Origin of the sequence: Pseudomonas sp. CAU 1711 (assembly GCF_039888625.1) — a bacterium.
Classification (GTDB): Bacteria; Pseudomonadota; Gammaproteobacteria; order Pseudomonadales; family Pseudomonadaceae; genus Aquipseudomonas.
In genome coordinates, this window is sequence record NZ_JBDQQT010000009.1 from 89,844 (window position 1) to 112,455 (window position 22,612).

20 protein-coding genes are annotated in these 22,612 nt (G+C 67.6%); 12 read left to right on the forward strand and 8 right to left on the reverse strand.

The features are described 5' to 3' along the window. The first annotated feature begins 28 nt into the window (after positions 1-28). The 5 genes from urtA to urtE all read left to right on the forward strand — a co-directional run bounded on the left by urtA (position 29) and on the right by urtE (position 5,870). The gene (urtA, locus tag AAFN46_RS11880; protein ID WP_347808900.1) at positions 29-1,294 is read left to right on the forward strand and encodes an urea ABC transporter substrate-binding protein; all 1,266 of its coding nucleotides are present in this window, start codon (positions 29-31) and stop codon (positions 1,292-1,294) included. A gap of 261 nt (positions 1,295-1,555) precedes the next feature. Then, a complete protein-coding gene (urtB, locus tag AAFN46_RS11885; RefSeq protein ID WP_347808901.1) occupies positions 1,556-3,127 on the forward strand; it encodes an urea ABC transporter permease subunit UrtB in 1,572 nt (523 codons plus the stop codon). Continuing rightward, a complete protein-coding gene (gene urtC, locus AAFN46_RS11890; protein ID WP_347808902.1) occupies positions 3,127-4,233 on the forward strand; it encodes an urea ABC transporter permease subunit UrtC in 1,107 nt (368 codons plus the stop codon). The genes urtB and urtC overlap by 1 nt, the downstream gene beginning before the upstream one ends. Further along, positions 4,230-5,081 (forward strand): urea ABC transporter ATP-binding protein UrtD, encoded by an 852-nt coding sequence (gene urtD, locus AAFN46_RS11895; protein WP_347808903.1) that lies wholly within the window; start codon positions 4,230-4,232, stop codon positions 5,079-5,081. Before urtC ends, urtD begins: the two co-directional genes overlap by 4 nt. 90 nt (positions 5,082-5,171) lie before the next feature. Continuing rightward, positions 5,172-5,870 carry an urea ABC transporter ATP-binding subunit UrtE gene (urtE, locus tag AAFN46_RS11900; RefSeq protein WP_347808904.1) on the forward strand — a complete coding sequence of 233 codons (699 nt, stop codon included), beginning with the start codon at positions 5,172-5,174 and terminating at the stop codon, positions 5,868-5,870. 13 nt (positions 5,871-5,883) lie between these two features. Here the strand turns inward: urtE and AAFN46_RS11905 are convergent, their stop codons facing one another. Next, positions 5,884-7,878 (reverse strand): methyl-accepting chemotaxis protein, encoded by a 1,995-nt coding sequence (locus AAFN46_RS11905; RefSeq protein WP_347808905.1) that lies wholly within the window; start codon positions 7,876-7,878, stop codon positions 5,884-5,886. 275 nt (positions 7,879-8,153) lie between these two features. Between AAFN46_RS11905 and AAFN46_RS11910 the strand changes: the two genes are divergently transcribed. Further along, positions 8,154-8,663: an N-acetyltransferase family protein gene (locus AAFN46_RS11910; RefSeq protein ID WP_347808906.1), complete on the forward strand. Its 510-nt coding sequence runs from the start codon at positions 8,154-8,156 to the stop codon at positions 8,661-8,663. A 31-nt stretch (positions 8,664-8,694) separates the two neighbouring features. On the opposite strand, the gene AAFN46_RS11915 is transcribed toward AAFN46_RS11910, so the two are convergent. From AAFN46_RS11915 to AAFN46_RS11935, 5 genes are all read right to left on the reverse strand, one after another. Continuing rightward, positions 8,695-8,961, reverse strand: a complete 267-nt coding sequence (locus AAFN46_RS11915) for a DksA/TraR family C4-type zinc finger protein (protein ID WP_347808907.1) — start codon at positions 8,959-8,961, stop codon at positions 8,695-8,697. Positions 8,962-9,035: 74 nt separating this feature from the next. After that, positions 9,036-9,899 carry an oxaloacetate decarboxylase gene (locus AAFN46_RS11920; protein ID WP_347808908.1) on the reverse strand — a complete coding sequence of 288 codons (864 nt, stop codon included), beginning with the start codon at positions 9,897-9,899 and terminating at the stop codon, positions 9,036-9,038. Positions 9,900-10,010: 111 nt separating this feature from the next. Continuing rightward, a complete protein-coding gene (locus AAFN46_RS11925) occupies positions 10,011-11,024 on the reverse strand; it encodes a type II secretion system F family protein (protein ID WP_347808909.1) in 1,014 nt (337 codons plus the stop codon). 17 nt (positions 11,025-11,041) lie between these two features. Then, a complete protein-coding gene (locus tag AAFN46_RS11930) occupies positions 11,042-11,782 on the reverse strand; it encodes a transporter substrate-binding domain-containing protein (protein WP_347808910.1) in 741 nt (246 codons plus the stop codon). A 16-nt stretch (positions 11,783-11,798) separates the two neighbouring features. Beyond that, positions 11,799-12,719: a substrate-binding domain-containing protein gene (locus tag AAFN46_RS11935; RefSeq protein ID WP_347808911.1), complete on the reverse strand. Its 921-nt coding sequence runs from the start codon at positions 12,717-12,719 to the stop codon at positions 11,799-11,801. A gap of 163 nt (positions 12,720-12,882) precedes the next feature. Here AAFN46_RS11935 and AAFN46_RS11940 point away from each other — a divergent pair, with 163 nt between their 5' ends. Beyond that, entirely contained in the window at positions 12,883-14,145 is a 1,263-nt protein-coding gene (locus tag AAFN46_RS11940; protein ID WP_347808912.1) for an Hsp70 family protein, read from the forward strand. A 76-nt stretch (positions 14,146-14,221) separates the two neighbouring features. After that, on the forward strand, positions 14,222-14,425 hold the full coding sequence (locus AAFN46_RS11945; RefSeq protein ID WP_347808913.1) for a hypothetical protein: 204 nt from the start codon (positions 14,222-14,224) through the stop codon (positions 14,423-14,425). A gap of 352 nt (positions 14,426-14,777) precedes the next feature. Here AAFN46_RS11945 and lptG read toward each other — a convergent pair whose 3' ends face one another. After that, positions 14,778-15,839: an LPS export ABC transporter permease LptG gene (gene lptG / locus AAFN46_RS11950; protein ID WP_347808914.1), complete on the reverse strand. Its 1,062-nt coding sequence runs from the start codon at positions 15,837-15,839 to the stop codon at positions 14,778-14,780. Beyond that, on the reverse strand, positions 15,826-16,965 hold the full coding sequence (lptF, locus tag AAFN46_RS11955) for an LPS export ABC transporter permease LptF (protein ID WP_347808915.1): 1,140 nt from the start codon (positions 16,963-16,965) through the stop codon (positions 15,826-15,828). Before lptF ends, lptG begins: the two co-directional genes overlap by 14 nt. A gap of 139 nt (positions 16,966-17,104) precedes the next feature. Here lptF and AAFN46_RS11960 point away from each other — a divergent pair, with 139 nt between their 5' ends. The 4 genes from AAFN46_RS11960 to AAFN46_RS11975 all read left to right on the forward strand — a co-directional run bounded on the left by AAFN46_RS11960 (position 17,105) and on the right by AAFN46_RS11975 (position 22,574). After that, positions 17,105-18,592 carry a leucyl aminopeptidase gene (locus AAFN46_RS11960; protein ID WP_347808916.1) on the forward strand — a complete coding sequence of 496 codons (1,488 nt, stop codon included), beginning with the start codon at positions 17,105-17,107 and terminating at the stop codon, positions 18,590-18,592. Positions 18,593-18,665: 73 nt separating this feature from the next. Beyond that, the gene (locus tag AAFN46_RS11965; protein WP_347808917.1) at positions 18,666-19,082 is read left to right on the forward strand and encodes a DNA polymerase III subunit chi; all 417 of its coding nucleotides are present in this window, start codon (positions 18,666-18,668) and stop codon (positions 19,080-19,082) included. 78 nt (positions 19,083-19,160) lie between these two features. Then, positions 19,161-19,649 carry a DNA polymerase III subunit chi gene (locus AAFN46_RS11970; RefSeq protein WP_347808918.1) on the forward strand — a complete coding sequence of 163 codons (489 nt, stop codon included), beginning with the start codon at positions 19,161-19,163 and terminating at the stop codon, positions 19,647-19,649. A gap of 93 nt (positions 19,650-19,742) precedes the next feature. After that, positions 19,743-22,574 (forward strand): valine--tRNA ligase, encoded by a 2,832-nt coding sequence (locus tag AAFN46_RS11975; protein ID WP_347808919.1) that lies wholly within the window; start codon positions 19,743-19,745, stop codon positions 22,572-22,574. The last annotated feature ends 38 nt before the right edge of the window (positions 22,575-22,612 follow it).

A 22,612-nucleotide genomic window follows, 5' to 3' on the forward strand; every position in this document is an offset into this window, starting at 1 on the left:
TCAAAACAGCTCGAATGGAGATCGCACCATGCAACGTCGCAGCCTGATCAAGGCCTTCACCCTTTCCGCCTCCATCGCCGCCATGGGCATGACCTGGACAGTGCAGGCCGCCGAAACCATCAAGGTCGGCATCCTGCATTCGCTGTCCGGCACCATGGCCATCTCCGAAACATCCCTGAAAGACATGGCGCTGATGACCATCGAGGAGATCAACGCCAAGGGCGGCGTCAACGGCAAGCAACTGGAGCCGGTGGTGGTCGACCCCGCCTCCAACTGGCCGCTGTTCGCCGAGAAGGCGCGCCAGCTGCTGACCCAGGACAAGGTCGACGTGGTGTTCGGCTGCTGGACCAGCGTGTCGCGCAAATCCGTGCTGCCGGTGTTCGAGGAGCTCAACGGCCTGCTGTTCTATCCGGTGCAGTACGAAGGCGAGGAAATGTCGCCGAACGTGTTCTACACCGGCGCCGCGCCGAACCAGCAGGCCATTCCGGCCGTCGAGTACCTGATGAGCGAGGACGGCGGCGAGGCCAAGCGCTTCTTCCTGCTCGGCACCGACTACGTCTACCCGCGCACCACCAACAAGATCCTGCGCGCCTTCCTGCATTCCAAGGGCGTGCAGGACAAGGATATCGAGGAGGTCTACACCCCCTTCGGTCATAGCGACTACCAGACCATAGTCGCGGGCATCAAGAAGTTCTCCGCCGGCGGCAAGACCGCGGTGATCTCCACCGTCAACGGCGACTCCAACGTGCCGTTCTACAAGGAACTGGCCAATCAGGGCATCGAGGCCACCGACATTCCGGTGGTGGCCTTCTCGGTCGGCGAGGAAGAACTGCGCGGCATCGACACCAAGCCGCTGGTCGGCCAGCTGGCCGCCTGGAACTACTTCCAGTCGGTGGACAACCCGGTCAACAGCGCCTTCGTCGACAAGTGGAAGGCCTACGCCAAGGCCAAGAACCTGCCGAACTACCAGAGCGCGGTGACCAACGACCCGATGGAGGCCACCTACGTCGGCATCAATATGTGGGCACAAGCGGTCGAGAAGGCCGGCACCACCGAGGTCGACAAGGTGCGCGAGGCCCTGGCCGGCCAGACCTTCGCCGCGCCCAGCGGCTACACCCTGACCATGGACAAGACCAACCACCACCTGCACAAGCCGGTGATGATCGGCGAAGTCCAGGAAGACGGCCAGTTCTCCATCGTCTGGCAGACCGAAGGCCCGCTGCGCGCCCAGCCCTGGAGCCCCTTCATCGCCGGCAACGAGAAGAAGCCGGACTATGCGGTAAAGAGCAACTGAGAGAAGCAGCTCGCGCATGACCTGGCTTCCCTCACCCCCGCCCCTCTCCCAAGGGGAGAGGGGGACCAGCGGCACCTGCGTTAACGACAAGTAGCGCGCCGCCGTACTGCTCCCCTCTCCCTCCGGGAGAGGGGTTGGGGGTGAGGGATGTGTCATCCGGCACATTCCTCGACCCGACAGGTTCGTAGCCCGGATGCACTCCGGGAAAGGCCGCCCCGGAGTGCATCCGGGCTACGGCTCCACTCGAAGGACCGTTCCACTATGCCCACCGCCCTATACCGCATCCTGCTGTCGCTGGCACTGCTGCTGCCACTGACCGCCCACGCCGGAGACGCCGCCGACTTCGTCGCCGCCAACCCGGCCAAGCAGGCCAGGCTCCTGGAGAGCTGGGCCGCACAACCCGATCCTGCCCGCCAGCCACTGCTCGATGCCCTGCAGCAGGGCCGCGTCGGGGTCGACAGCGGCAAGGCCGCCTTCTATGAAGTCGACGGTAGCTGGCAAGCCGCCGCAGGCGACGTGGCTCCCGCGACCACTCCGCGCAAACTGCGCCTGAACAACCGCCTGCGTGGCCTGCTGGCCATCGCCCAGGCCAGCCAGCAGCTGCTGGCACAGGATCCGGCCATGCGCCTGGCCGCCGCCCAGCAGCTGCAGAACAAGGCCAGGCAGAGCCAGCTGCAACTGCTCAATGCGCGGGTCGCCAGCGAACAGGATGACGCCGTGCGCGCTGCCCTGGCCCTGGCCCTGGCCAATCTACAACTGACCGACCCGGACCCTGCCGTGCGCCTGCAGGCCGTGCGCCTGCTCGGTGACAGCGGCGAGCCACGGGCCCGGGCACGCCTGGAGGCGCTGCTGGCTGCAGGCGTGGAAAGCGACGCAGCGGTACGCACCGCCGCCGAGACCAGCCTGGCCCAGGTCAAGCGCCGCCTGCTGGTCGGCGAACTGCTCGGCCAGGCCTTTAGCGGCCTCTCGCTCGGCTCGATCCTGTTGCTGGCCGCCCTGGGCCTGGCCATCACTTTTGGGCTCCTGGGCGTGATCAATATGGCCCACGGCGAGATGCTGATGCTCGGTGCCTACACCACCTATTTGGTGCAGATCGCCTTCCAGAAGTTCGCCCCCGGCTACCTTGCCCTCTATCCTTTGGCCGCCCTACCGGTGGCCTTCTTCGTCACCGCCGCCATCGGCATGGCCCTGGAGCGCACGGTGATCCGCCACCTGTATGGCCGCCCGCTGGAAACCCTGCTGGCCACCTGGGGCATCAGCCTGATCCTGATCCAGGCGGTGCGAGTGCTCTTCGGCGCGCAGAACGTCGAAGTGGCCAACCCTGGCTGGCTGTCCGGCGGCGTGCAGCTGCTGCCGAACCTGGTGCTGCCCTACAGCCGCATGGTGATCATCGGCTTCGCCCTGTTCGTGGTGGCGCTGACCTGGTTGTTGCTGAACAAGACCCGCCTGGGCCTGAACGTGCGCGCCGTGACCCAGAACCGCAATATGGCGGCCTGCTGCGGCGTGCCCACCGGGCGGGTGGACATGCTCGCCTTCGGCCTCGGCTCCGGTATCGCCGGCCTCGGCGGCGTGGCCCTGTCGCAGATCGGCAACGTCGGCCCTGACCTGGGCCAGAGCTACATCATCGACTCCTTCCTGGTGGTGGTGCTCGGCGGCGTCGGCCAGTTGGCCGGCAGCGTCATGGCCGCCTTCGGCCTAGGCATCGCCAACAAGCTGCTGGAGCCACAGATCGGCGCCGTACTGGGCAAGATCCTCATCCTCGCGCTGATCATTCTGTTTATCCAGAAACGTCCGCAGGGACTGTTCGCATTGAAAGGACGGGTGATCGACTGATGAATCAAGCACTCAATCCCACGCCTGTTAACAGGAGCCTGCTGGCCCGCGCCACGGCGAAGCTGGGGCCGAAGACCTCGCTGGCCGTGCTCGGCCTGCTGCTGCTCGCCCTGCTGGCCATGCCGCTGCTGCACCTGCTGCCGGCGGACAACGCCCTACACGTCTCGGCCTACGGCCTGACCCTGGTCGGCAAGATCCTCTGCTACGCCATAGTCGCCCTGGCGCTGGACCTGGTCTGGGGCTACGCGGGCCTGCTGTCGCTGGGCCACGGCCTGTTCTTCGCCCTCGGCGGCTACGCCATGGGCATGTACCTGATGCGTCAGAGTGCGGGAGATGGGTTGCCCGCCTTTATGAGCTTCCTGGCCTGGAGCGAGCTGCCCTGGTACTGGTACGGCACCAGCAGCTTCCTCTGGGCGATGTGCCTGGTGGTGCTGGCGCCCGGCCTGCTGGCCCTGGTGTTCGGCTTCTTCGCCTTCCGCTCGCGGATCAAGGGCGTGTACTTCTCGATCATGACCCAGGCGCTGACCTTCGCCGGCATGCTGCTGTTCTTCCGCAACGAGACCGGCTTCGGCGGCAATAACGGCTTCACCAACTTCCGCGCCATCCTCGGCTTCGATATCACCGCGCCGGGCACCCGCGCCACCCTGTTCCTCTGCACCGTGCTGCTGCTGGTCGGCAGCCTGGCACTGGGCTTCGCCCTGGCCCGCAGCAAGTTCGGCCGCGTGCTCACGGCCCTGCGCGACGCGGAGAACCGCCTGATGTTCTGCGGCTACGACCCGCGCGGCTACAAGCTGTTTATCTGGGTGCTCTCCGCCGTGCTGTGCGGCCTGGCCGGCGCGCTGTACGTGCCGCAGGTGGGCATCATCAACCCCAGCGAGATGTCGCCGACCAACTCCATCGAGGCGGCCATCTGGGTCGCCCTCGGCGGGCGCGGCACGCTGATCGGCCCGCTGCTCGGCGCAGGCATCGTCAACGGCATGAAGAGCTGGTTCACCCTGGCCTTCCCCGAGTACTGGCTGTTCGCCCTCGGCGCGCTGTTTATCGTGATTACGCTCTTCTTACCCAAGGGCGTGATCGGCCTCCTGAAAAAGGAGAAGGACCAATGAGAGCCACTCCGCTACCCGAGCTCATGCTCGAACCCGCCTTCGATCCGGCCGGCGCGGCGCGCGACGCCATCGGCGCCGGGCGCGCCGCGGCCAAGGGCCTGGATGTGCGCCACGGCACCATCCTCACCCTGGAAGGCATCGACGTCAGCTTCGACGGCTTCCGCGCCATCAGCGATCTCAACCTGTACATCGGCGTCGGCGAGCTGCGCTGCATCATCGGCCCCAACGGTGCCGGCAAGACCACCATGATGGACGTGATCACCGGCAAGACCCGCCCGGACAACGGCCACGCCTGGTTCGGCGAGACCTTCGACCTGACCCAGATGAGCGAGGTGGAGATCGCCCAGGCCGGCATCGGCCGCAAGTTCCAGAAGCCCACGGTGTTCGAGGCGCTGAGCGTCTTTGAAAATCTCGAACTGGCGCTAAAGACCGACAAATCGGTGTGGGCCAGCCTGCGCGCCCGGCTCTCCGGCGCGCAGAAAGACCGCATCGAGGAAGTGCTCACCACCATCCGCCTGGAGGGCTCGCGCCATCGCCCGGCCGGGCTGCTTTCGCACGGCCAGAAGCAGTTCCTCGAAATCGGCATGCTGCTGGTCCAGGACCCGCAGCTGCTGCTGCTCGACGAGCCGGTGGCGGGCATGACCGACGCCGAGACCGAGTTCACCGCCGAGCTGTTCAAGAGCCTGGCCGGCAAGCACTCGCTGATGGTGGTGGAGCACGACATGGGCTTCGTCGGCTCAATCGCCGACCACGTCACCGTGCTGCACCAGGGCAGCGTGCTGGCCGAGGGTTCGCTGGAGCAGGTGCAGGCCAATGAGCGGGTGATCGAGGTTTATCTGGGGCGCTAACGCGCCAGCCACAAGCAGCAAGCTTCAAGCGGCAAGTAAGAGCGTGCCAGTGCCGCTTTTCCTTGAGGCTTGCAGCTATGAGGAAGAAACATGCTCCAAGTCGAGAGTTTGCATCAGTACTACGGCGGCAGCCATATCCTCCGCGGCCTGAGCTTCGAGGCCAGGGTCGGCGAAGTCACCTGCCTGCTCGGGCGCAACGGCGTGGGCAAGACCACCCTGCTGAAATGCCTGATGGGCCTGATTCCGGCCAAGGAAGGCAGCATCAACTGGGAAGGCCAGGCCATCAACGGCCACAAGCCGCACCAGCGGGTGCGGGCCGGCATCGCCTATGTGCCGCAGGGTCGGGAAATCTTCCCGCGCCTGACCGTGGAGGAGAACCTGCTGATGGGCCTGTCCCGTTTCGGCGCCGGCGAAGCCAAGACCGTACCGGAATTTATCTACGAGCTATTTCCGGTGCTCAGGGAGATGCGTGGACGCCGCGGCGGCGACCTCTCCGGCGGCCAGCAGCAACAGCTGGCCATCGGCCGCGCGCTGGCCAGCCAGCCGCGCCTGCTGATCCTCGACGAGCCCACCGAGGGCATCCAGCCCTCGGTGATCAAGGAGATCGGCGTGGTCATCAGGAAGCTCGCCGAGCGCGGCGATATGGCCATCCTGCTGGTAGAGCAGTTCTACGACTTCGCCGCCGAACTGGCCGACCAGTACCTGGTGATGAGCCGCGGCGAGATCGTCCAGCAGGGCCGCGGCGACAGCATGGAGAGCGATGGCGTGCGCGGCCTGGTCGCCATCTGAGTCGCGGCGGCGCTCAGCCGCCGCGACTCATCCGCCCCAGGCGCTCGGACAGCTCCTGCATGTCATGCCCCAGACCGCGCAGGGTACCCGCATCGCGCGCGCCCTCCTCGCTGGCGGCATGAATGCGCACCGCCAGTTCGTTGATCTCGTGCGCCACATGGCTCTGCTGCTGGGCGGCCACGGCGATCTGCTGGGCACGGCGGACGATGTCGTCGAAGCTGGCCACAGTGCCGCCCAGGGTGCTGGCCACCCCGCCCGCCTGCTGCACCGCGGTACGGGTGCGCTCGACGCCGCCCTGCATGGTGGCCACCGCCTGCGCGGAAGCCTGGCGCAGGCCGCCGATCATCTCCTGGATTTCGTTGGCCGAGGCCTGGGTGCGTCCGGCCAGGGTGCGCACCTCGTCGGCCACCACGGCGAAGCCGCGGCCCTGCTCGCCGGCGCGGGCCGCCTCGATGGCGGCGTTGAGCGCCAGCAGGTTGGTCTGCTCGGAGATCGACTTGATCACCTCCAGCACGCCGCTGACCCGCTCGATGTCCTGACCCAGACGGGTGATGGCCTCGGCGGCGCCGTCGATCTCGCCGGCCAGGGCCTGGATCGAGGCGCTGTTGTTCTGCACCTCCTGCTGGCCTGCGCGCGCCGCCTCCAGCGACCGGCCGGCGGTGGCCGAACAGTCGGTGGTGTTGTTCGCCACCTCCTGGGCGCTGGCCGACATCTCGGTGATGGCGGTGGCCAGCAGGGTATTGTCCTCGCGCTGCACCTCGGCGCGCTCGGCGATGCCATCCGACAGCCGCGCCAGTTGCCCGGCCTGGCGCTCGAGGGTCGCCGACTCCTCGGCGATGGCGCCGAGCATGTCGCGCAACGAGCCGGCGTAGCGGTTCACCGCCTCGCGCAGCTCGCCGATCTCGTCGGCGCGGCGAATCTCCAGCTCGCTGGCGCCGCCGCCCTGGCCGAGGCTACGAATCTGCGCGGTGGTCTCCTCGAGCTGCGCCAGCAGGCCCTTGCCCGCCAGCCAGGCGAGGCCGAGCAGCAGCGCCAGCAGCGGCAGGAGGAACAGCAGTATCTCGCCGGTCAGGCTGTCCGCCAGGTCGGTGACGCGGGCCTCGGGGGTGACCAGGCCGACCCGCCAGCCGGTGCCCTCCATGGTCTCCAGGCTGACGTAGGCCGGCCCGTCGAGGCGCTCGTCGTGCTCCAGGAAGAGGGTCCGCCGCGCCTTGTCGGCACGCCCCAGGGCCTCTATCACCGGGGCGAAGCCGGGCAGCTCGCGCTCCAGGCCGGCCAGGGTCGGCAGGCCCTGGCCGGCCTTGGCCTCGGGGAAGAACAGCAGGTTGCCGGCCTGGTCGACGGCGAAGGCATAGCCGCCGGTGACATCGCCCTCGCGCTGGAGGAACTGGGCCAGGCCGTCGAGCTTGAGGTCGATGGTGGCCACCCCGGCGAAGCGGCCGCCGTCGTGGTAGGGCACGCTGCAGGTAGTCATGGCCACGCCGGTCACCGGGTCCTGATAGGCGTCGGACCAGACGCAGCGCCCGCCCGGTGCCGAGCGTGCGCTGCTGTACCAGGCCTCGCCGTGATAGGCGGCGATGTCCGCGGCGTTGTAGTCGTCCGAGTAGTCCAGCCCGCCCTGGGCATTGCGCGCCCAGAAGAAGCTGCGCCGCTCGACGCCGGCGGCGAAGGCGTCCGGCTCCGGCCACAGCCCGCCGCCGGCGATGGAAGCATCGCCCTGGCTGTCGACCACATTGGGCAGCTGCGCCTTCACCAGCGCCTCGTCCTTCGGCAGGGTCTCGGCCAGGTGCGCCATGGCCGCGGTGGTGCCCTCGATCAACTTGAGCTGCAGCGCCAGCTGGCGGGCGATGGCCACGGCCGACTGCTCGGCGGCCGTGGTGCCGGCCTCGACCAGCTGCGGCTTGCCGCGCAGGGTCATCACCGAGAAGATCGCCAGCGCGGTCAGCACCAACAGCAGGAGGATGCCGAGCGTCATGCGCTGGGCGATGCGAGCGGGAATAAGCGACACGGCTGCAACTCCACAAATGCATATAGGTGGAATGAAGATAACGCTCCGTGAAAGCCAGGGCGAGCCTGCCGGAGGTCACGGCGGGGGTTTCCGCCTCGAGGGCCATCGTCTCCACCACAGGCATGACGATCGCCCCTCATGCCTCAGGTATAGCAGTTCGTGCCTGGCTGGCCGTCAATCCTGGTCGATCGCCCCCGCCGAGGGCGGCCCGACAGGTGACAGTCGCTCGCCTATCGCGTAAACAAGCCTTCCACAGTCGAACCTGGGCCCACCCTATGCTTATCCGCGACGCGCTCGACAGCGACCTGCCCGCCATCCGTGACATCTACAACGACGCGGTGCTGCATAGCACGGCGATCTGGATGGACCGCGAGGTCGACCTGGCCAACCGCCAGGCCTGGTTCACCGCCCGCGCCGCCCAGGCCTATCCGATCCTGGTGGCCGAGGCCGGAGGCGAGGTGATCGGCTACGCCAGCTTCGGCGACTGGCGGCCGTTCGATGGCTTCTGCCACACGGTCGAGCATTCGGTGTATGTGCGCGCCGACCAGCGCGGCCGCGGCCTCGGGCCGCTGCTGATGAACGCGCTGATCGAGCGCGCACGGGCCTGCGACAAGCATGTGATGGTGGCCGCCATCGAGAGCGGCAACGCCGCCTCGATCCGCCTGCACGAGCGTCTGGGTTTCGTCGTCAGCGGGCAGATGCCGCAGGTGGGCCGCAAGTTCGGCCGCTGGCTGGACCTGACCTTCATGCAGCTGATCCTCAGCCCGCAGCGCAGCGCGCCCTGAGTGCCGCCGCGAGCGCATGGCACGACCTCACTCAGCGTAGCTGGCTGTCCTTGCTGCCGCGTCGGTTGTAGCCGCTGAAGGCCGCCTGTTCGCGGTCGTGGGTCGCCTGGCAGCTCACGCACAGGCGCACGCCGGGCAGGGCCCGGCGGCGCGCCTCGGGTATCGGCGCGGCGCACTCCTCGCAGTGCTCCAGCCCCGCACCGCTCGGCAGCTGGCTGCGCGCCCGGGCGACGGCATCCGCGAGGCTGTCGTCGATCTGCTCCTGCACCGCACCATCGTTGCTCCAGCCGCCGGCCATAGGCACCTCCACCCGTAGTCGGGGCAGATATGCGTCCGCCGCCGGAGCAATGCAAGCCTGCGGCGCCGTACGGTCTATTCCTTGACTTCCATGTACTCGCGCGCCCAGACGATGTAATCCTCGGGCTGGGTGTACTTGTGGGTCAGTTCGGTGGCGTTGAGGTCGCTGGCGGCGATGCCGCGCTGCTCGCGCAGGCAATCGTAGGTGGCCTTGATCGCAGCGAAATAGGCAGCGTGGCCGTCGACCACGATGCGCACGCCGAGACGGGCCAGGCGTGCGTCGTCGCGCAGCTCCGGGTTGCCGTAGCTGACCAGCATCAGCGGCACGCTGAGATGCCCGGCGATGGCCTCCAGGTGGGCGAAGTCGCGGATGCCGACCATGCAGATGGCGTCGGCGCCGGCGGCCTGGTAGGCCTGGGCGCGGGCGATCAGCTCGTCCGTCGGCAACACCCCGGCGTGGGTGCGGGCGATGATCGCCAGGTCGGGATCGACCCGCGCCTCCAGCGCCGCACGAATCTTGCCGACGCCCTCGTCGACGCCGATCAGGTCGGTGGACTTGCGGCCGAACTGGGCCGGCAGCAGAGTGTCCTCGAGGGTCAACGCGGCGATGCCGGCGCGCTCCAGTTCGACCACGGTGCGCATCACGTTGAGCGCGTTGCCGTAGCCATGGTCGGCGTCGGCGATCACCGGCAGGCGCGCCACCCGACCGATGCGGGTGGCCTGCTCGACGAACTCGCTGAGCGTGATCAGGGCGAAGTCCGGCGCCGCCAGAACTTGTAGTGAAGCTACAGAGCCGCCCAGGATGCCGACCTCGAAACCGAGATCGGCGGCGATCCGGGCGGACATCGGATCGAACACCGAGGCCGTGTGGTAGCAGGCGTCCGACGCCAGAAGCGCGCGAAACTGGGCGCGCAGGTCGTGATGTGAAGCTCTTTGCATGGAAAACATTCTGTGGGTCGCTCTCAGTGTCAGGGCGAATTATGTAGCAAAACTACAAAAGCAGCCATGTAGTAAAACTACATATACACCCATCCGCACCTCCCCAGGCTTTCAACGATGGACGGCACCCAGGCCCGCGGGCAAGCGCGGCGCCACGCCAGGGCCGCCGAGCAGGCCGTAGGCCATCCACAGCGCCACCAGCAGGTAGATCAGGCGTGGCAACCAGACCGCCAACTGCTGCTGGAAGTCCTCCAGCGCGGCGCTCTCGCGGGCGGCATAGCTCAGCAGGGTCGCCGGCAGGGCGCCGCCGGCCTCCGCACTGCATACCAACGCGGCGAGCTGCGTCTTGCCGGGAAAGTCCAGCAGCTGGAGCGCCTGGGCCAGCGTCTGCCCGGCCTGCAAGCGCACTTGTAGGCCGGCGAATGCGCGGCGCAACTCGGCATCGTCGAGGGTCGCCAGCGCCTTGGGCAGCGCCTCGAACATCGGCACCCCGGCCTCCAGCAGCAGCCCCAGGCTCTCGAAGAAATCCCGAACATTGCGCCGGCGCAGGGCCCGACCGAGCAGCGGCAGGCGCCCCGGCCAGGCACCGGGCCGCGTGCTGGCCTGCTGCCGACGCCACAGTTGACGCCCCAGCAGCCACAACGCCGCCAGCAGAACCAGCGGCTGCAACACACCCCAGAAATAGGCGAACGGACCTAGGCTGCCACCGATCAAGGCAGGCAGAGGCTGGATCAACAGTGCCAGTAACAGCACGCCACCCGGCAACAGCAGACGCGCGCGCAGGGCGGCGCCCTGAGCGGCACGGCGGGCGTGGCTGTCGGCCAGACGTTCGAATAACCGGGCCGGGCTGCCGGCACTCTGTGCGGCGCGTATCAGGCTGGCTTCCAGGGGCGTGAAGAGTCCCGCCTGACAACCGGCGCCCGCCAGCTCCCGCCCGTCTTCCAACCAGCGCGACAGGCGCTGCACTCGCGCCCGTGACGCCGGGCCGAGTTGCAAGCCGGCCAGCGCACTCAGCAAGGGAACCCCCGCCCGCTCCAAGGCCGCCAACTGGGCGAACAGCTGGGCGCGCTCGGCGAATGGCAGCGCGGTGGTAACAGGCGCGGCATGTCTCGGCGCAGAACACAAAGGAGCAGCCTGCCTCTTCACGGCATTGTGGCCCCCGGCAGCCAGCGCGCCAGGATGCTGCGCAGGCTGCCGTCGTGGCGCATCCCGTCCAGCTCGTGCCGCCAGCGCTCGACCAGAGCAGGCTCGGTCTGCGGGGAAAAGACGATGTAGTGGTCGGATCTCATGAAGACCATATGCGCCTGCACCTCCTCCGGCGTCAGGCCGCCACTGGCCAGCTCCTCGCGCAGGGTCAGGTCCTCGGTGGCGATCAGCTTGACCCGGCCGTGCTTGAGCATGGTCACCATCTGCCTGGGGCCCGCGGCGCCATACAGGTTGTCGAAGCCCATACGCTGCAGGGTCTCGTAGGTATACCACTGCTTGGGCATGGCGATGGTACCGGCACTGGCCGCCTGCTCCAGGCTGTCGACCTGCAGGCCGCTGTCCTTCAGCGAATAGAAGCGGGTGGAGCCGCGCAGAATGGGGCCGACCCACTGGAACAGCGCCTCGCGCTCGGCGGTGCGCACCACCAGGAACAGCCCGGTATTGGCTTCGCTCTTGGCCTTGCTGTAGGCGCGGGTCCAGGGCAACAGCTCGACATGGGCGCGGCTGCCGGTGCGGCGAATCAGCTCGCGCACCACCTCGACCGCATAGCCATCGGGCAGACCATCGCGCAGGAAGCTGGTGGGCGGCGCCTCCTCGGTCAGCAGCAACAGTTCGTCGGCGCGCAGCGGTGACTGCCACAGGAGCAGCAGCAACAGGCAGACACCCCACGCACGCATCCTCACCTCCCGTGCCTCATGGCGCCAGCAGCTGTTGCACCATCCCGTCGCCGAGATTGCGCTTGTCCACATAGATCGCCGGCAAACTGACCCGGCGCGGCCCCGTGAGGTCGCCATCGAGCAGCCGGCGCGCCCGAGCCACGCTCTCGGCCCCCATCAGGCGGGGCTGCTGCACCATCAGCCCGGCGATCTCGTCGCGCTGCAACGCATCGACCAGCAAGGGGCTGGCATCGAAGCCGACATGTGCCAGCTTGCCGGCGAGCTTCAGACGACGCAGCACGGCCAACACTTCCAGAGTAGTCGCTTCGCTGGGCGTGAACAGGCCGTCCAAGCGTGCCAACTCCCTGCCCAGCTTGGTCATCGCCTGCGGATCGGCGAGCGGCAGGTAACGGTCCAGCACCACCCGCAGCCCTCCGCCGTGGGCCCCCTCGATGAAGCCGCGCTCCCGTTCGCTGGTCGACTGCACGCTGGCATCGAGGCGCAGCAGCGCCACCTCGCCGCGCCCGCCGAGCAAACGCGCCAACTCGGCACCGGCGCGCCGCCCGGCGGCGTGGTTGTCGGTGGCGATGGCGGTCAGCACCTCATCGCCACTCAGGTCACGGTCGATATAGATGCCCAGCACACCCTGCGCCTTCAACTGGGCCATGCGCTGCGCCACCTCGGGGCCGCTGGGCGCGACTATCAGCACCCGACAGTCGAACTTGAGCATCCGCTCGATCAGCTTCAACTGCACCCGCGTATCGCCGTCGCGCGAGGGTCCGCGGGCATACAGGGGTATGCTCAGCTGCGCGGCGGTCTGCTCGGCGGCCTGCCGCACCTGATTCCAGAAAGACTGGCCTCCGGCACTGGTCACCAGACTGACGCAACGCTCCTGCGCCGCTGCGCCTGCGCTCAGCAGCAGCAGGCCACAGGACCAGGCTCTTATTCGCTCGTGCATTGTCGACTCCCCTTACGACAGGGTCGGTTATCGGCAACTGGGCGCATCTCTTCAGCAATCTAGCAGTTGGCCGGACGCACGCCGCTCGCGGCGACCATCTGCACGCGCGCTCGAGGCCGGTCTCGCATAAACTGCGCGGCCGTTTTTCCGGAACCAGCGCAACATGACCCCATACTCCGCCAACGCCCTGGGCATCGATTTCGGCACCTCCAACTCCACGGTCGGCTGGTGGCGCCCCGACGCAGAGCCCCTGCTGCCCCTGGAGGGCGGCATGACCACACTGCCCTCGGTGATCTTCTTCAACACCGAGGAGCGCCGCCCGGTGTACGGGCGCCAGGCCCTGAGCGAGTACCTGGACGGCTACGAAGGCCGTCTGATGCGCTCGCTGAAGAGCCTGCTCGGCTCCAAGCTGCTGAAAAGCGAGACCACCGTGCTGGGCAGCGCCCTGCCGTTCCGCGACCTGCTCGGCTTCTTTATCGGCGAGCTGAAGAAACGCGCCGAACAACAGGCCGAGCGCGAGTTCGAGCAGGTGGTACTGGGGCGTCCGGTATTCTTCGTCGACGACGATGCGGCAGCCGATGCCGAGGCCGCCAACACCCTGCAGGCGGTGGCGCACAAGCTGGGCTTCAGGGAAGTGTCGTTCCAGTACGAACCGATCGCCGCGGCCTTCGATTACGAGCGCAGCATCCAGCGCGAGGAGCTGGTACTGATCGTCGACATCGGCGGCGGCACCTCGGACTTCTCCCTGGTGCGCCTGGCCCCCGCACGGCGCGAGCTGGACGAGCGCCAGGACGACATCCTGGCCACCGGCGGCGTGCATATCGGCGGCACCGACTTCGACAAGCAGCTCAGCCTGGAGGGCGTCATGCCGCTGTTCGGCTATGGCAGCCGGATGAAGAGCGACGCGCCGATGCCGACCAGCCACCACCTCAACCTGGCCACCTGGCACACCATCAACGCGGTGTATGCGCAAAAGGCCCAGCTGGCGCTGAAGAACATGCGCTACGACAGCCTCGATCCGAGCGGTATCGACCGCCTGCTCAGTCTCACCGAGCAACGCGCCGGACATTGGCTGGCCATGCAAGTGGAAGACAGCAAGATCGCCCTGACCGAGCACGACAGCCGGCTCATCGACCTGTCGCGCATCGAGGACGGTTTGAGCGCCCTGCTCGACCGCGCGCTGCTCGACCGCGCCATCGATGGCCTGCTCGAACGCATCCGCGCTGGCGTGAACGAGCTGCTGCTCAAAGCCGGCGTGAGCCACGGCGAGATCGACACCATCTTCTTCACGGGCGGATCCAGCGCCATTCCGGCCCTGCGCCAGAGCGTCGCCGCCCTGCTGCCCAACGCCCGCCCCACCGAGGGCAACAGCTTCGGCAGCATCGGCAGCGGCCTGGCCATCGAGGCCAGACGTCGCTACGGCTGACCGCTCGATCTGCCGGCAGCTGCAGATACGCCGCCGGCAGGTTAAGTTTGCCCATCGTCATGTTCTAGAGACCGTCATGCGCCCCATCATCGTTCTGCTCTGCCTGTTCACCCTCGCCGCCTGCGACGGCGGTGCCGCCACCGCCACCAGCGCAAAACTGCAGGCCGACCGGGCCGAGCAGGCGCAGCAGCAGATGGAACAGCTCAAGCAGCAGATCGACCAGGTCAACGCGCAGAGTCAGCAGCGCCTGCAGCAACTGGAACGACAGGGACAGCAGTGAAACGAAAAAGGCCAGACAAATGCCCGTAACACTGTTCTCTTAAGAAAACGCCGCGACTTCTTTACAGAGCCGCGGCGTTTTTCTGGTTTGGCCAGTAGCGAACGAGACCGCGCAATACCACGACCTGAATGTCACGGTGTCTCGAGAGCGCTCCCCCTCTCCCGCCGGGAGAGGGGCTGGGGGTGAGGGACTATCGCCTACTCGTTGCCTGACCCTCACCCCGGCCCTCTCCCGGAGGGAGAGGGAGAACAGCAGCCGCACACCTGAACCCAAAAAAGTCCGGCCGTGGCCGTGATGCCGCTAAGTGAACAGCATTAGGACAAATGCCCGGCCTTCTCTTGATCCGCCCGGATCAGGCCGCGCGTCTGAGCAGAACCACCCCCGCCAGCGCGCAGATGGTCGCCGGCACGGCCACCGCCAGCAGCGGCGAGAAACCGAATACCAGGCTGGATGGGCCGAGCAGGTCCTGGGCGATGCGGAACACGAAGCCCACCAGCACCCCGGTGAACACCCGCTGGCCGAGGGTCACCGAACGCAACGGGCCGAAGATGAAGGAAATCGCCATCAGCACCAGGGCGGCGGTGATCAGCGGCTGCAGCACCTTGGTCCAGAACGCCAGCCAGTAATTGCCGTTGCTCAGCCCCTGCTCGCCGAGATAGTGGATGTAGCGCCACAGGCCGCTGATCGACAAGGCCTCCGGCGCCAGCACCACGGTGCCGAGCAGCTCGGGCTTGAGTTCGACGTCCCAGCGCTCGCTGGCAGCCTGCTGCACATCGGTGGTCTTGCCGTGGAAGCGAGTGGTCTTGACCTGCTGCAGCATCCAGTGGTCGCCCTGGTACTGGGCCGAGCGGGCGAAGCTGGCCGAGAGCAGGTGGCGCTCGTCGTCGAAGCGGTAGCGGGTCACGCCGAGTAGGCGGCCGTTCGGCTGCACCGCGTTGATATGCACGAATTCCTGGCCATGGCGATGCCACAGGCCGCGCTTGGAGGTCTGCGCCTCGCCGCCGCCCTGGGCCAGCGCGCGATGGGCCTGGGCCTGGCTCTCGCTCCAGGGCGCCAGGTACTCGCCGACCAGCACGCCGGCCAGCATCAGCACCAGCATGGGCTTCATCACCGCCCAGACGATGCGTCCGACCGACACCCCGGCGGCGCGCATGACGGTCAGCTCGCTGCTGCTGGCCAGGCTGCCGAGGCCGATCAGGCAGCCGATCAGCGCCGCCATCGGCAGCATCTCGTAGGCCCGCCGCGGCAGGGTCAGCAGCACATAGGTCAGCGCCTCCCAGGTGCCGTAGCTGTCGCTGAAGTCGCCCAGTTCGTCGATGAAGGCGAACAGCAGGCCCAGCCCGACGATGATGCCGAGCACCGCCAGGATGGCGAAGAAGACGCTGGTACCGATGTAACGATCAAGCCGGCGCATGGGCCATCTCCTTGGCTGCGCGACGAGCGGCGAGCTTGAGTTTCAGGGGGCTCCAGCCGACCAGACCGAGGCCGATCAGGAGGAACAACGCATGCACCCACCACAGGCCCAGTTCCATGGGCAGCTTGCCCTTGTCCAGCTGGCCACGGACGCCGATCAGCAGGGCCAGGTAGGTCATGTACAGCAGTACCGCCGGCAGCAGCTTGAGGAAGCGCCCCTGGCGCGGGTTGACCCGGGCCAGCGGCACCGCCAGCAGGGTGACCACGAATACCAGCACGGGAATCGACAGGCGCCACTGCAGCTCGGCCTGCTCGCGCGGGTTGTCGCTGCCGATCAGCTCGCGGGTGGGAATGGCCTCGCGCTCGCTGGCCTCGGCGCCGACTTCCGGCTTGGGCAGCAGCACGCCATAGGTGTCGTAGCGGATCGCCCGGTAGTCGGCCTGCCCCGGGTTGCCGTCGTAGCGATAGCCGTTCTCCAGGATCAGGTAGCGGCTGCCATCGTCCTGGATCACCTGGCGGCCCTGCTCGGCCACCAGCAGGGTGATGCCGCGCTTGCCCTTGTCCTGATCGGCGCGCCCCTTGCCGGTGCGCTGCTCGGTGATGAACACCCCGCTGAGCTCACCGCGGTCGTCGGACAGGCCCTCGGTATAGGTCACCCGCGAGCCATCCTTCATGGCCTGGAAGCGGCCGGGCACCAGGGTATCGAACTCGGTCAGGGCGTCCTGCTCCTTGAGGATGCGCATCTGCTCGGCCACGCCCTGTGGCGCCAGGCCCAGGCTGAGCCAGGCGACCAGCGCGGCGACCAGCGCGGCCGGCGCCATGCTGTAGGCCACCAGGCGGCGGTTGCTCATACCGGTGGCCGACAGCACGGTCATCTCGCTGTCCAGGTAGAGGCGGCCGTAGGCCAGCAGGATGCCGAGGAACAGGCCCAGCGGCAGGATCAGCTGGAGGAAACCGGGAATCCGGTAGCCCATGATCAGGAACAGCACGCTCGGGTCCAGCGCACCCTGTGCGGCCTGGGCCAGGTACTTGATGAAACGCCCACTCATGATGATCACCAACAGCACGGCGCTCACCGCGCCGAGGGTCACCAGCACTTCGCGGGACAGATAACGGAAGACGATCAAACCGGACGCTCCAGGGTTGTCAGGCTCCAGCGGCTACGCTCACACTAGCCGCTCTCGGATGGCCGGCCCGCCGCGGCGGGCCTCGAAAAAATGACCGGCATTATCCGTCAAACCCGACTCTTTGTCTTGGGGACAGCACATGGAATTCCTCGTCAAAAGCACCCGCCCGGAAACCCTGAAGACCGCGACCCTGGTGGTCACCCTCGGCGAGGGCCGCAAGCTCGGCGCGGCCGCCAAGGCCGTGGACGAGGCCAGCGGCGGCGCCATTTCGGCCCTGCTCAAGCGCGGCGACATCGCCGGCAAGCAGGGCCAGACCCTGCTCCTGCACAGCCTGCCGGGCCTCAAGGCCGAGCGCGTGCTGCTGGTCGGCAGCGGCAAGGGCGAACTGTCAGACCGCCAGTTCCGTAAACTGGTTGCAGCCGCCCATGGCGTGCTGAAGAGCCTCGGCGGCGCGGATGCCGTGCTGACCCTCGGCGAACTCAAGGTCAAGGGCCGCGACGCCTACGGCAAGGCCCGCCTGCTGGTCGAGACCCTGGCCGACGGCGCCTATGTGTTCGACCAGTTCAAGAGCCAGAAGGCCGAGCCGAAGGCGCTGAAGAAGATCACCCTGATCGCCGACAAGGCCGAGCAGGCCGAAGTCGAGCGCGGCAGCCTGCATGCCCGCGCCATCGCCACCGGCATGGCCTTCACCAAGGATCTCGGCAACCTGCCGCCGAACCTCTGCCACCCCAGCTACCTGGCCGACGAGGCCAAGGCCCTGGCCAAGGCGCACAAGAACCTCAAGGTCGACATCCTCGACGAGAAGAAGCTCAAGGAGCTCGGCGCCGGCGCCTTCCTCGCCGTGGCCCAGGGCAGCGAGCAGCCGCCGCGGATGATCGTGCTGCACTACCAGGGCAGCAAGAAGGACGACAAGCCCTTCGCCCTGGTCGGCAAGGGCATCACCTTCGACACCGGCGGCATCAGCATCAAGCCGGCCGCCGGCATGGACGAGATGAAGTACGACATGTGCGGCGCCGCCAGCGTGCTCGGCACCCTGCGCGCCGTGCTGGAACTTGCGCTGCCGATCAACCTGGTGTGCCTGCTGGCCTGCGCCGAGAACATGCCCAGCGGCCGTGCCACCCGCCCGGGCGACATCGTCAGCACCATGAGCGGGCAGACCGTGGAGATCCTCAACACCGACGCCGAAGGCCGCCTGGTGCTGTGCGACACCCTCACCTATGCCGAGCGCTTCAAGCCGCAGGCGGTGATCGACATCGCCACCCTCACCGGCGCCTGCATCGTCGCCCTGGGCAGCAATGTCTCCGGCCTGATGGGCAACAACGAGGCGCTGGTGAAGCAGATCCTCAAGGCCGGCGAGCACGCCGACGACCGTGCCTGGCAGCTGCCGCTGCACGACGAGTACCAGGAGCAGCTCGACAGCCCCTTCGCCGACATCGCCAATATCGGCGGGCCCAAGGCCGGCACCATCACCGCCGGCTGCTTCCTGTCGCGCTTCGCCAAGAGCTTCCACTGGGCGCACCTGGACATCGCCGGCACCGCCTGGATCAGCGGTGGCAAGGACAAGGGCGCCACCGGCCGCCCGGTGCCGATGCTGACCCAGTACCTGCTGGATCGCGCCAAGGCCTGAGCCTGTAGGATGGGTTGAGGCGCCCTGGCGCCGATACCCATCAACGGCATCGAACCACATCCGCGAGTAGCCCATGCGCGTCGAGTTCTACGTTCTTTCCTCCGCCACCGCCGAAGGCCGCCTGCGCGCCGCCTGCCAGCTGGCCGGCAAGGCCTGGAAGGCCGGCCTGCCGGTGTTCCTGCGCGGCGCCGAGCAGGCCCAGTGCGAAGCGCTGGACCGGCTGCTGTGGAGCTTTCGCGCGGAGTCCTTCATTCCCCACAGCCTGTACGAGGAAGACCCCGCCGCCCCGGTGGTGATCGGCCTCGACCAGGAGCCGGCGCAGGACGGCGGCGTGCTGCTCAACCTGCACCCGCAGCTGTCGCCGCACCTGGCCCACTTCAGCCGAGTGATTGAGATAGTCAACCAGGAGCCGGCGCTGCTGGCCCAGTGCCGCGAGAACTTTCGCCAGTACCGCCAGCTCGGCCACGACCCGCAGCGCGTCGAGCTGTGACGCCGCGCGGCCTCGAAAAAGCCCGGCGGCAGGCGTAGAATCTGCAGTCTCGGCCACCCTCCCCCGCCCGCAACGCCCATGGACAGCTCGCCTCCCGCCAAACCCGCTCATCTGCTGGATGACCTCGAAGCCATCCGCCAGTTGCTGGAAAAGGAGCAGCTGGAGCCGCCCCTGCTCACCGAGAGCCTCGAAAACGAGCTGCAGATCCCCCTGCTGTCGGAGATCATCGAGCCGGGCCCGGGCCTGCCCGCCGCCACAGCGAGCAAGCCGGCCAGCGCCGCCCCGCTGCCCTACCCCGCCCAGCCGGCCGTCGCGCCACGCCCGACCGCCCAGACCGCCCAGACCGCCCAGACCGCCCAGACCGCCCAGACCGCCCAGACCGCCCAGACCGCCATCAGCGGAGCCCAGGACGGCCTGGTACGCAATCGCCTGAACGCCGAACTGCGCGCCGCCGCACAGCTGATCCTGCAGGACGTGATCGACGACTTCGTGCCGCAGATCGAGGCCGAGCTCAAGCGCCGCCTCGACGCCCGCCTGGATCGCCTGATCAAGCAGCCCAAGGCCTAACGCCCGCGCGCCATACGGCGGCCAGTGGCCCACGGCGGGCGGCAGCCGTTATACTCGGCGGCTTTCAGTTGCCAATACGGTCCCGCCGCACTCATGGACAAGACCTACCAGCCGCACGCCATCGAAACCTCCTGGTACCAGACCTGGGAGCAGAACAACTACTTCGCCCCGCAAGGCTCCGGCGAGCCCTACACCATCATGATCCCGCCGCCGAACGTCACCGGCAGCCTGCACATGGGCCATGGCTTCAACAACGCGATCATGGACGCGCTGATCCGCTTCCGCCGCATGCAGGGCCGCAACACCCTGTGGCAGCCGGGCACCGACCACGCCGGCATCGCCACCCAGATGGTGGTCGAGCGCCAGCTGGCCGCGCAGGGCATCGGCCGCCACGACCTCGGCCGCGACAAGTTCCTCGACAAGGTCTGGGAGTGGAAGAACCAGTCCGGCGGCACCATCACCCGGCAGATCCGCCGCCTGGGCAGCTCGGTGGACTGGTCGCGCGAGCGCTTCACCATGGACGAGGGCCTGTCCGAAGCGGTCAAGGAAGCCTTCGTGCGCCTGCACGAGGACGGCCTGATCTACCGCGGCAAGCGCCTGGTCAACTGGGACACCAAGTTCCACACCGCCATCTCCGACCTCGAAGTGGAGAACCACGACGAGAAGGGCCACCTGTGGAACCTGCGCTATCCGCTGGCCGACGGCCATAAAACGGCCGACGGCAAGGACTACCTGATCGTCGCCACCACCCGCCCGGAAACCATGCTCGGCGATAGCGCCGTGGCCGTGCACCCGGAAGACGAGCGCTACAAGGCCCTGATCGGCCAGTTCGTCGAGCTGCCGCTGGTGGGCCGGCGCATCCCCATCGTCGCCGACGACTACTGCGACCCCGAATTCGGCACCGGCTGCGTGAAGATCACCCCGGCCCACGACTTCAACGACTACGAAGTCGGCAAGCGCCACAACCTGCCGCTGATCAATATCTTCGACAAGAACGCTGCGGTCCTCGCGACCGCCCAGGTATTCAACCTGGACGGCAGCGTCAACAGCGAAGTCGACGGCAGCCTGCCCGAGCAGTTCGCCGGCCTCGACCGCTTCGTCGCGCGCAAGGAGATCGTCGCCGCCTTCGAAGCCGCCGGCCTGCTGGAGAAGATCGAGGACCACGCGCTGAAAGTGCCGAAGGGCGACCGCTCCGGCACCGTGATCGAGCCCTGGCTGACCGACCAGTGGTATGTCTCCACCAAGCCGCTGGCCGAGAAGGCCATCGCCGTGGTCGAGAGCGGCGAGATCCAGTTCGTGCCCAAGCAGTACGAGAACATGTACTTCAGCTGGATGCGCGACATCCAGGACTGGTGCATCAGCCGCCAGCTGTGGTGGGGCCACCGCATCCCGGCCTGGTACGACGAGGCCGGCAACGTCTATGTCGGCCGCGACGAAGCGGAAGTGCGCGCCAAGCACGACCTCGCAGGCGTCGCCCTGCGCCAGGACGAGGACGTCCTGGACACCTGGTTCAGCTCCGGCCTGTGGACCTTCTCCACCCTCGGTTGGCCGCAGCAGACCGACTTCCTCAAGACCTTCCACCCCACCGACGTGCTGGTCACCGGCTTCGACATCATCTTCTTCTGGGTCGCCCGGATGATCATGCTGTCGACCCACCTGACCGGGCAGATCCCGTTCAAGACCGTGTACGTGCACGGCCTGGTGCGCGACGGCCAGGGCCAGAAGATGTCCAAGTCCAAGGGCAACGTGCTCGACCCGCTGGACATAGTCGATGGCATCACCCTGGAAGAGCTGCTGGAGAAACGCACCAGCGGCATGATGCAGCCCAAGCTGGCCGAGAAGATCGCCAAGCAGACCCGCGCCGAGTTCCCCGAGGGCATCGCCAGCTACGGCACCGACGCCCTGCGCTTCACCTTCTGTTCGCTGGCCACCACCGGCCGCGATGTGAAGTTCGATATGGGCCGCGTCGAGGGCTACCGCAACTTCTGCAACAAGCTGTGGAACGCCACCAACTTCGTGCTGGAGAACACCGACGGCCAGGACACCGGCGTCAACGATGAGCCGGTCGAGCTGTCCGCCGTGGACCGCTGGATCATCTCTGCCTTGCAGCGCTGCGAGCAGGACGTGACCCGCCACCTCGACGCCTTCCGCTTCGACCTGGCGACTCAGGCCCTGTACGAGTTCGTCTGGGACGAGTACTGCGCCTGGTATCTGGAGCTGGTGAAACCCGTTCTCTGGGACGAGAGCGCCTCCGCCGAGCGCCAGCGCGGCACCCGCCGCACCCTGGTGCGCGTGCTTGAAGTCATCCTGCGCCTGGCCCATCCGTTCATGCCTTTCATCACCGAAGAAATCTGGCAACGGATCAAGGCCCTGGCCGGCAAGGACGGCGCCACCCTGATGCTGCAGCCCTGGCCGGTGGCGGTCGAGGAGCGCATCGACGCCGCCGCCGAGGCCGACATCGCCTGGGTCAAGACCTTCATGCTCGGCGTGCGGCAGATCCGCGGCGAGATGAAGATCTCCATGACCAAGCGCATCGACGTGGTGCTGGCCAACGCCAACGCCGAAGACCTGCGCCGCCTGGCCGATTTCGAACCGCTGCTGAACAAGCTGGCCAAGTTCGAGTCGATCCGCGTGCTCGCCGCCGGCGAACACGCGCCGATGTCCGCCACCACCCTGGTCGGCGAACTGCAAGTGCTGGTGCCCATGGCCGGGCTGATCGACAAGGACGCCGAGCTGGCGCGCCTGGACAAGGAGATCGGCCGCCTGCAGGGCGAAGTGCAGCGCGTCGGCGGCAAGCTGGCCAACGAAGGCTTCGTCGCCAAGGCCCCGGCCGAGGTGCTCGACAAGGAGCGCGCCAAGCTGGCCGAGGCCGAACAGGCACTGGCCAAGCTGGCCGAGCAGCGCGAGAAGATCGCCGCGCTCTGAGCCCCTGCGTCACCGAAAGGCCCGCCGTCCTCGCGACC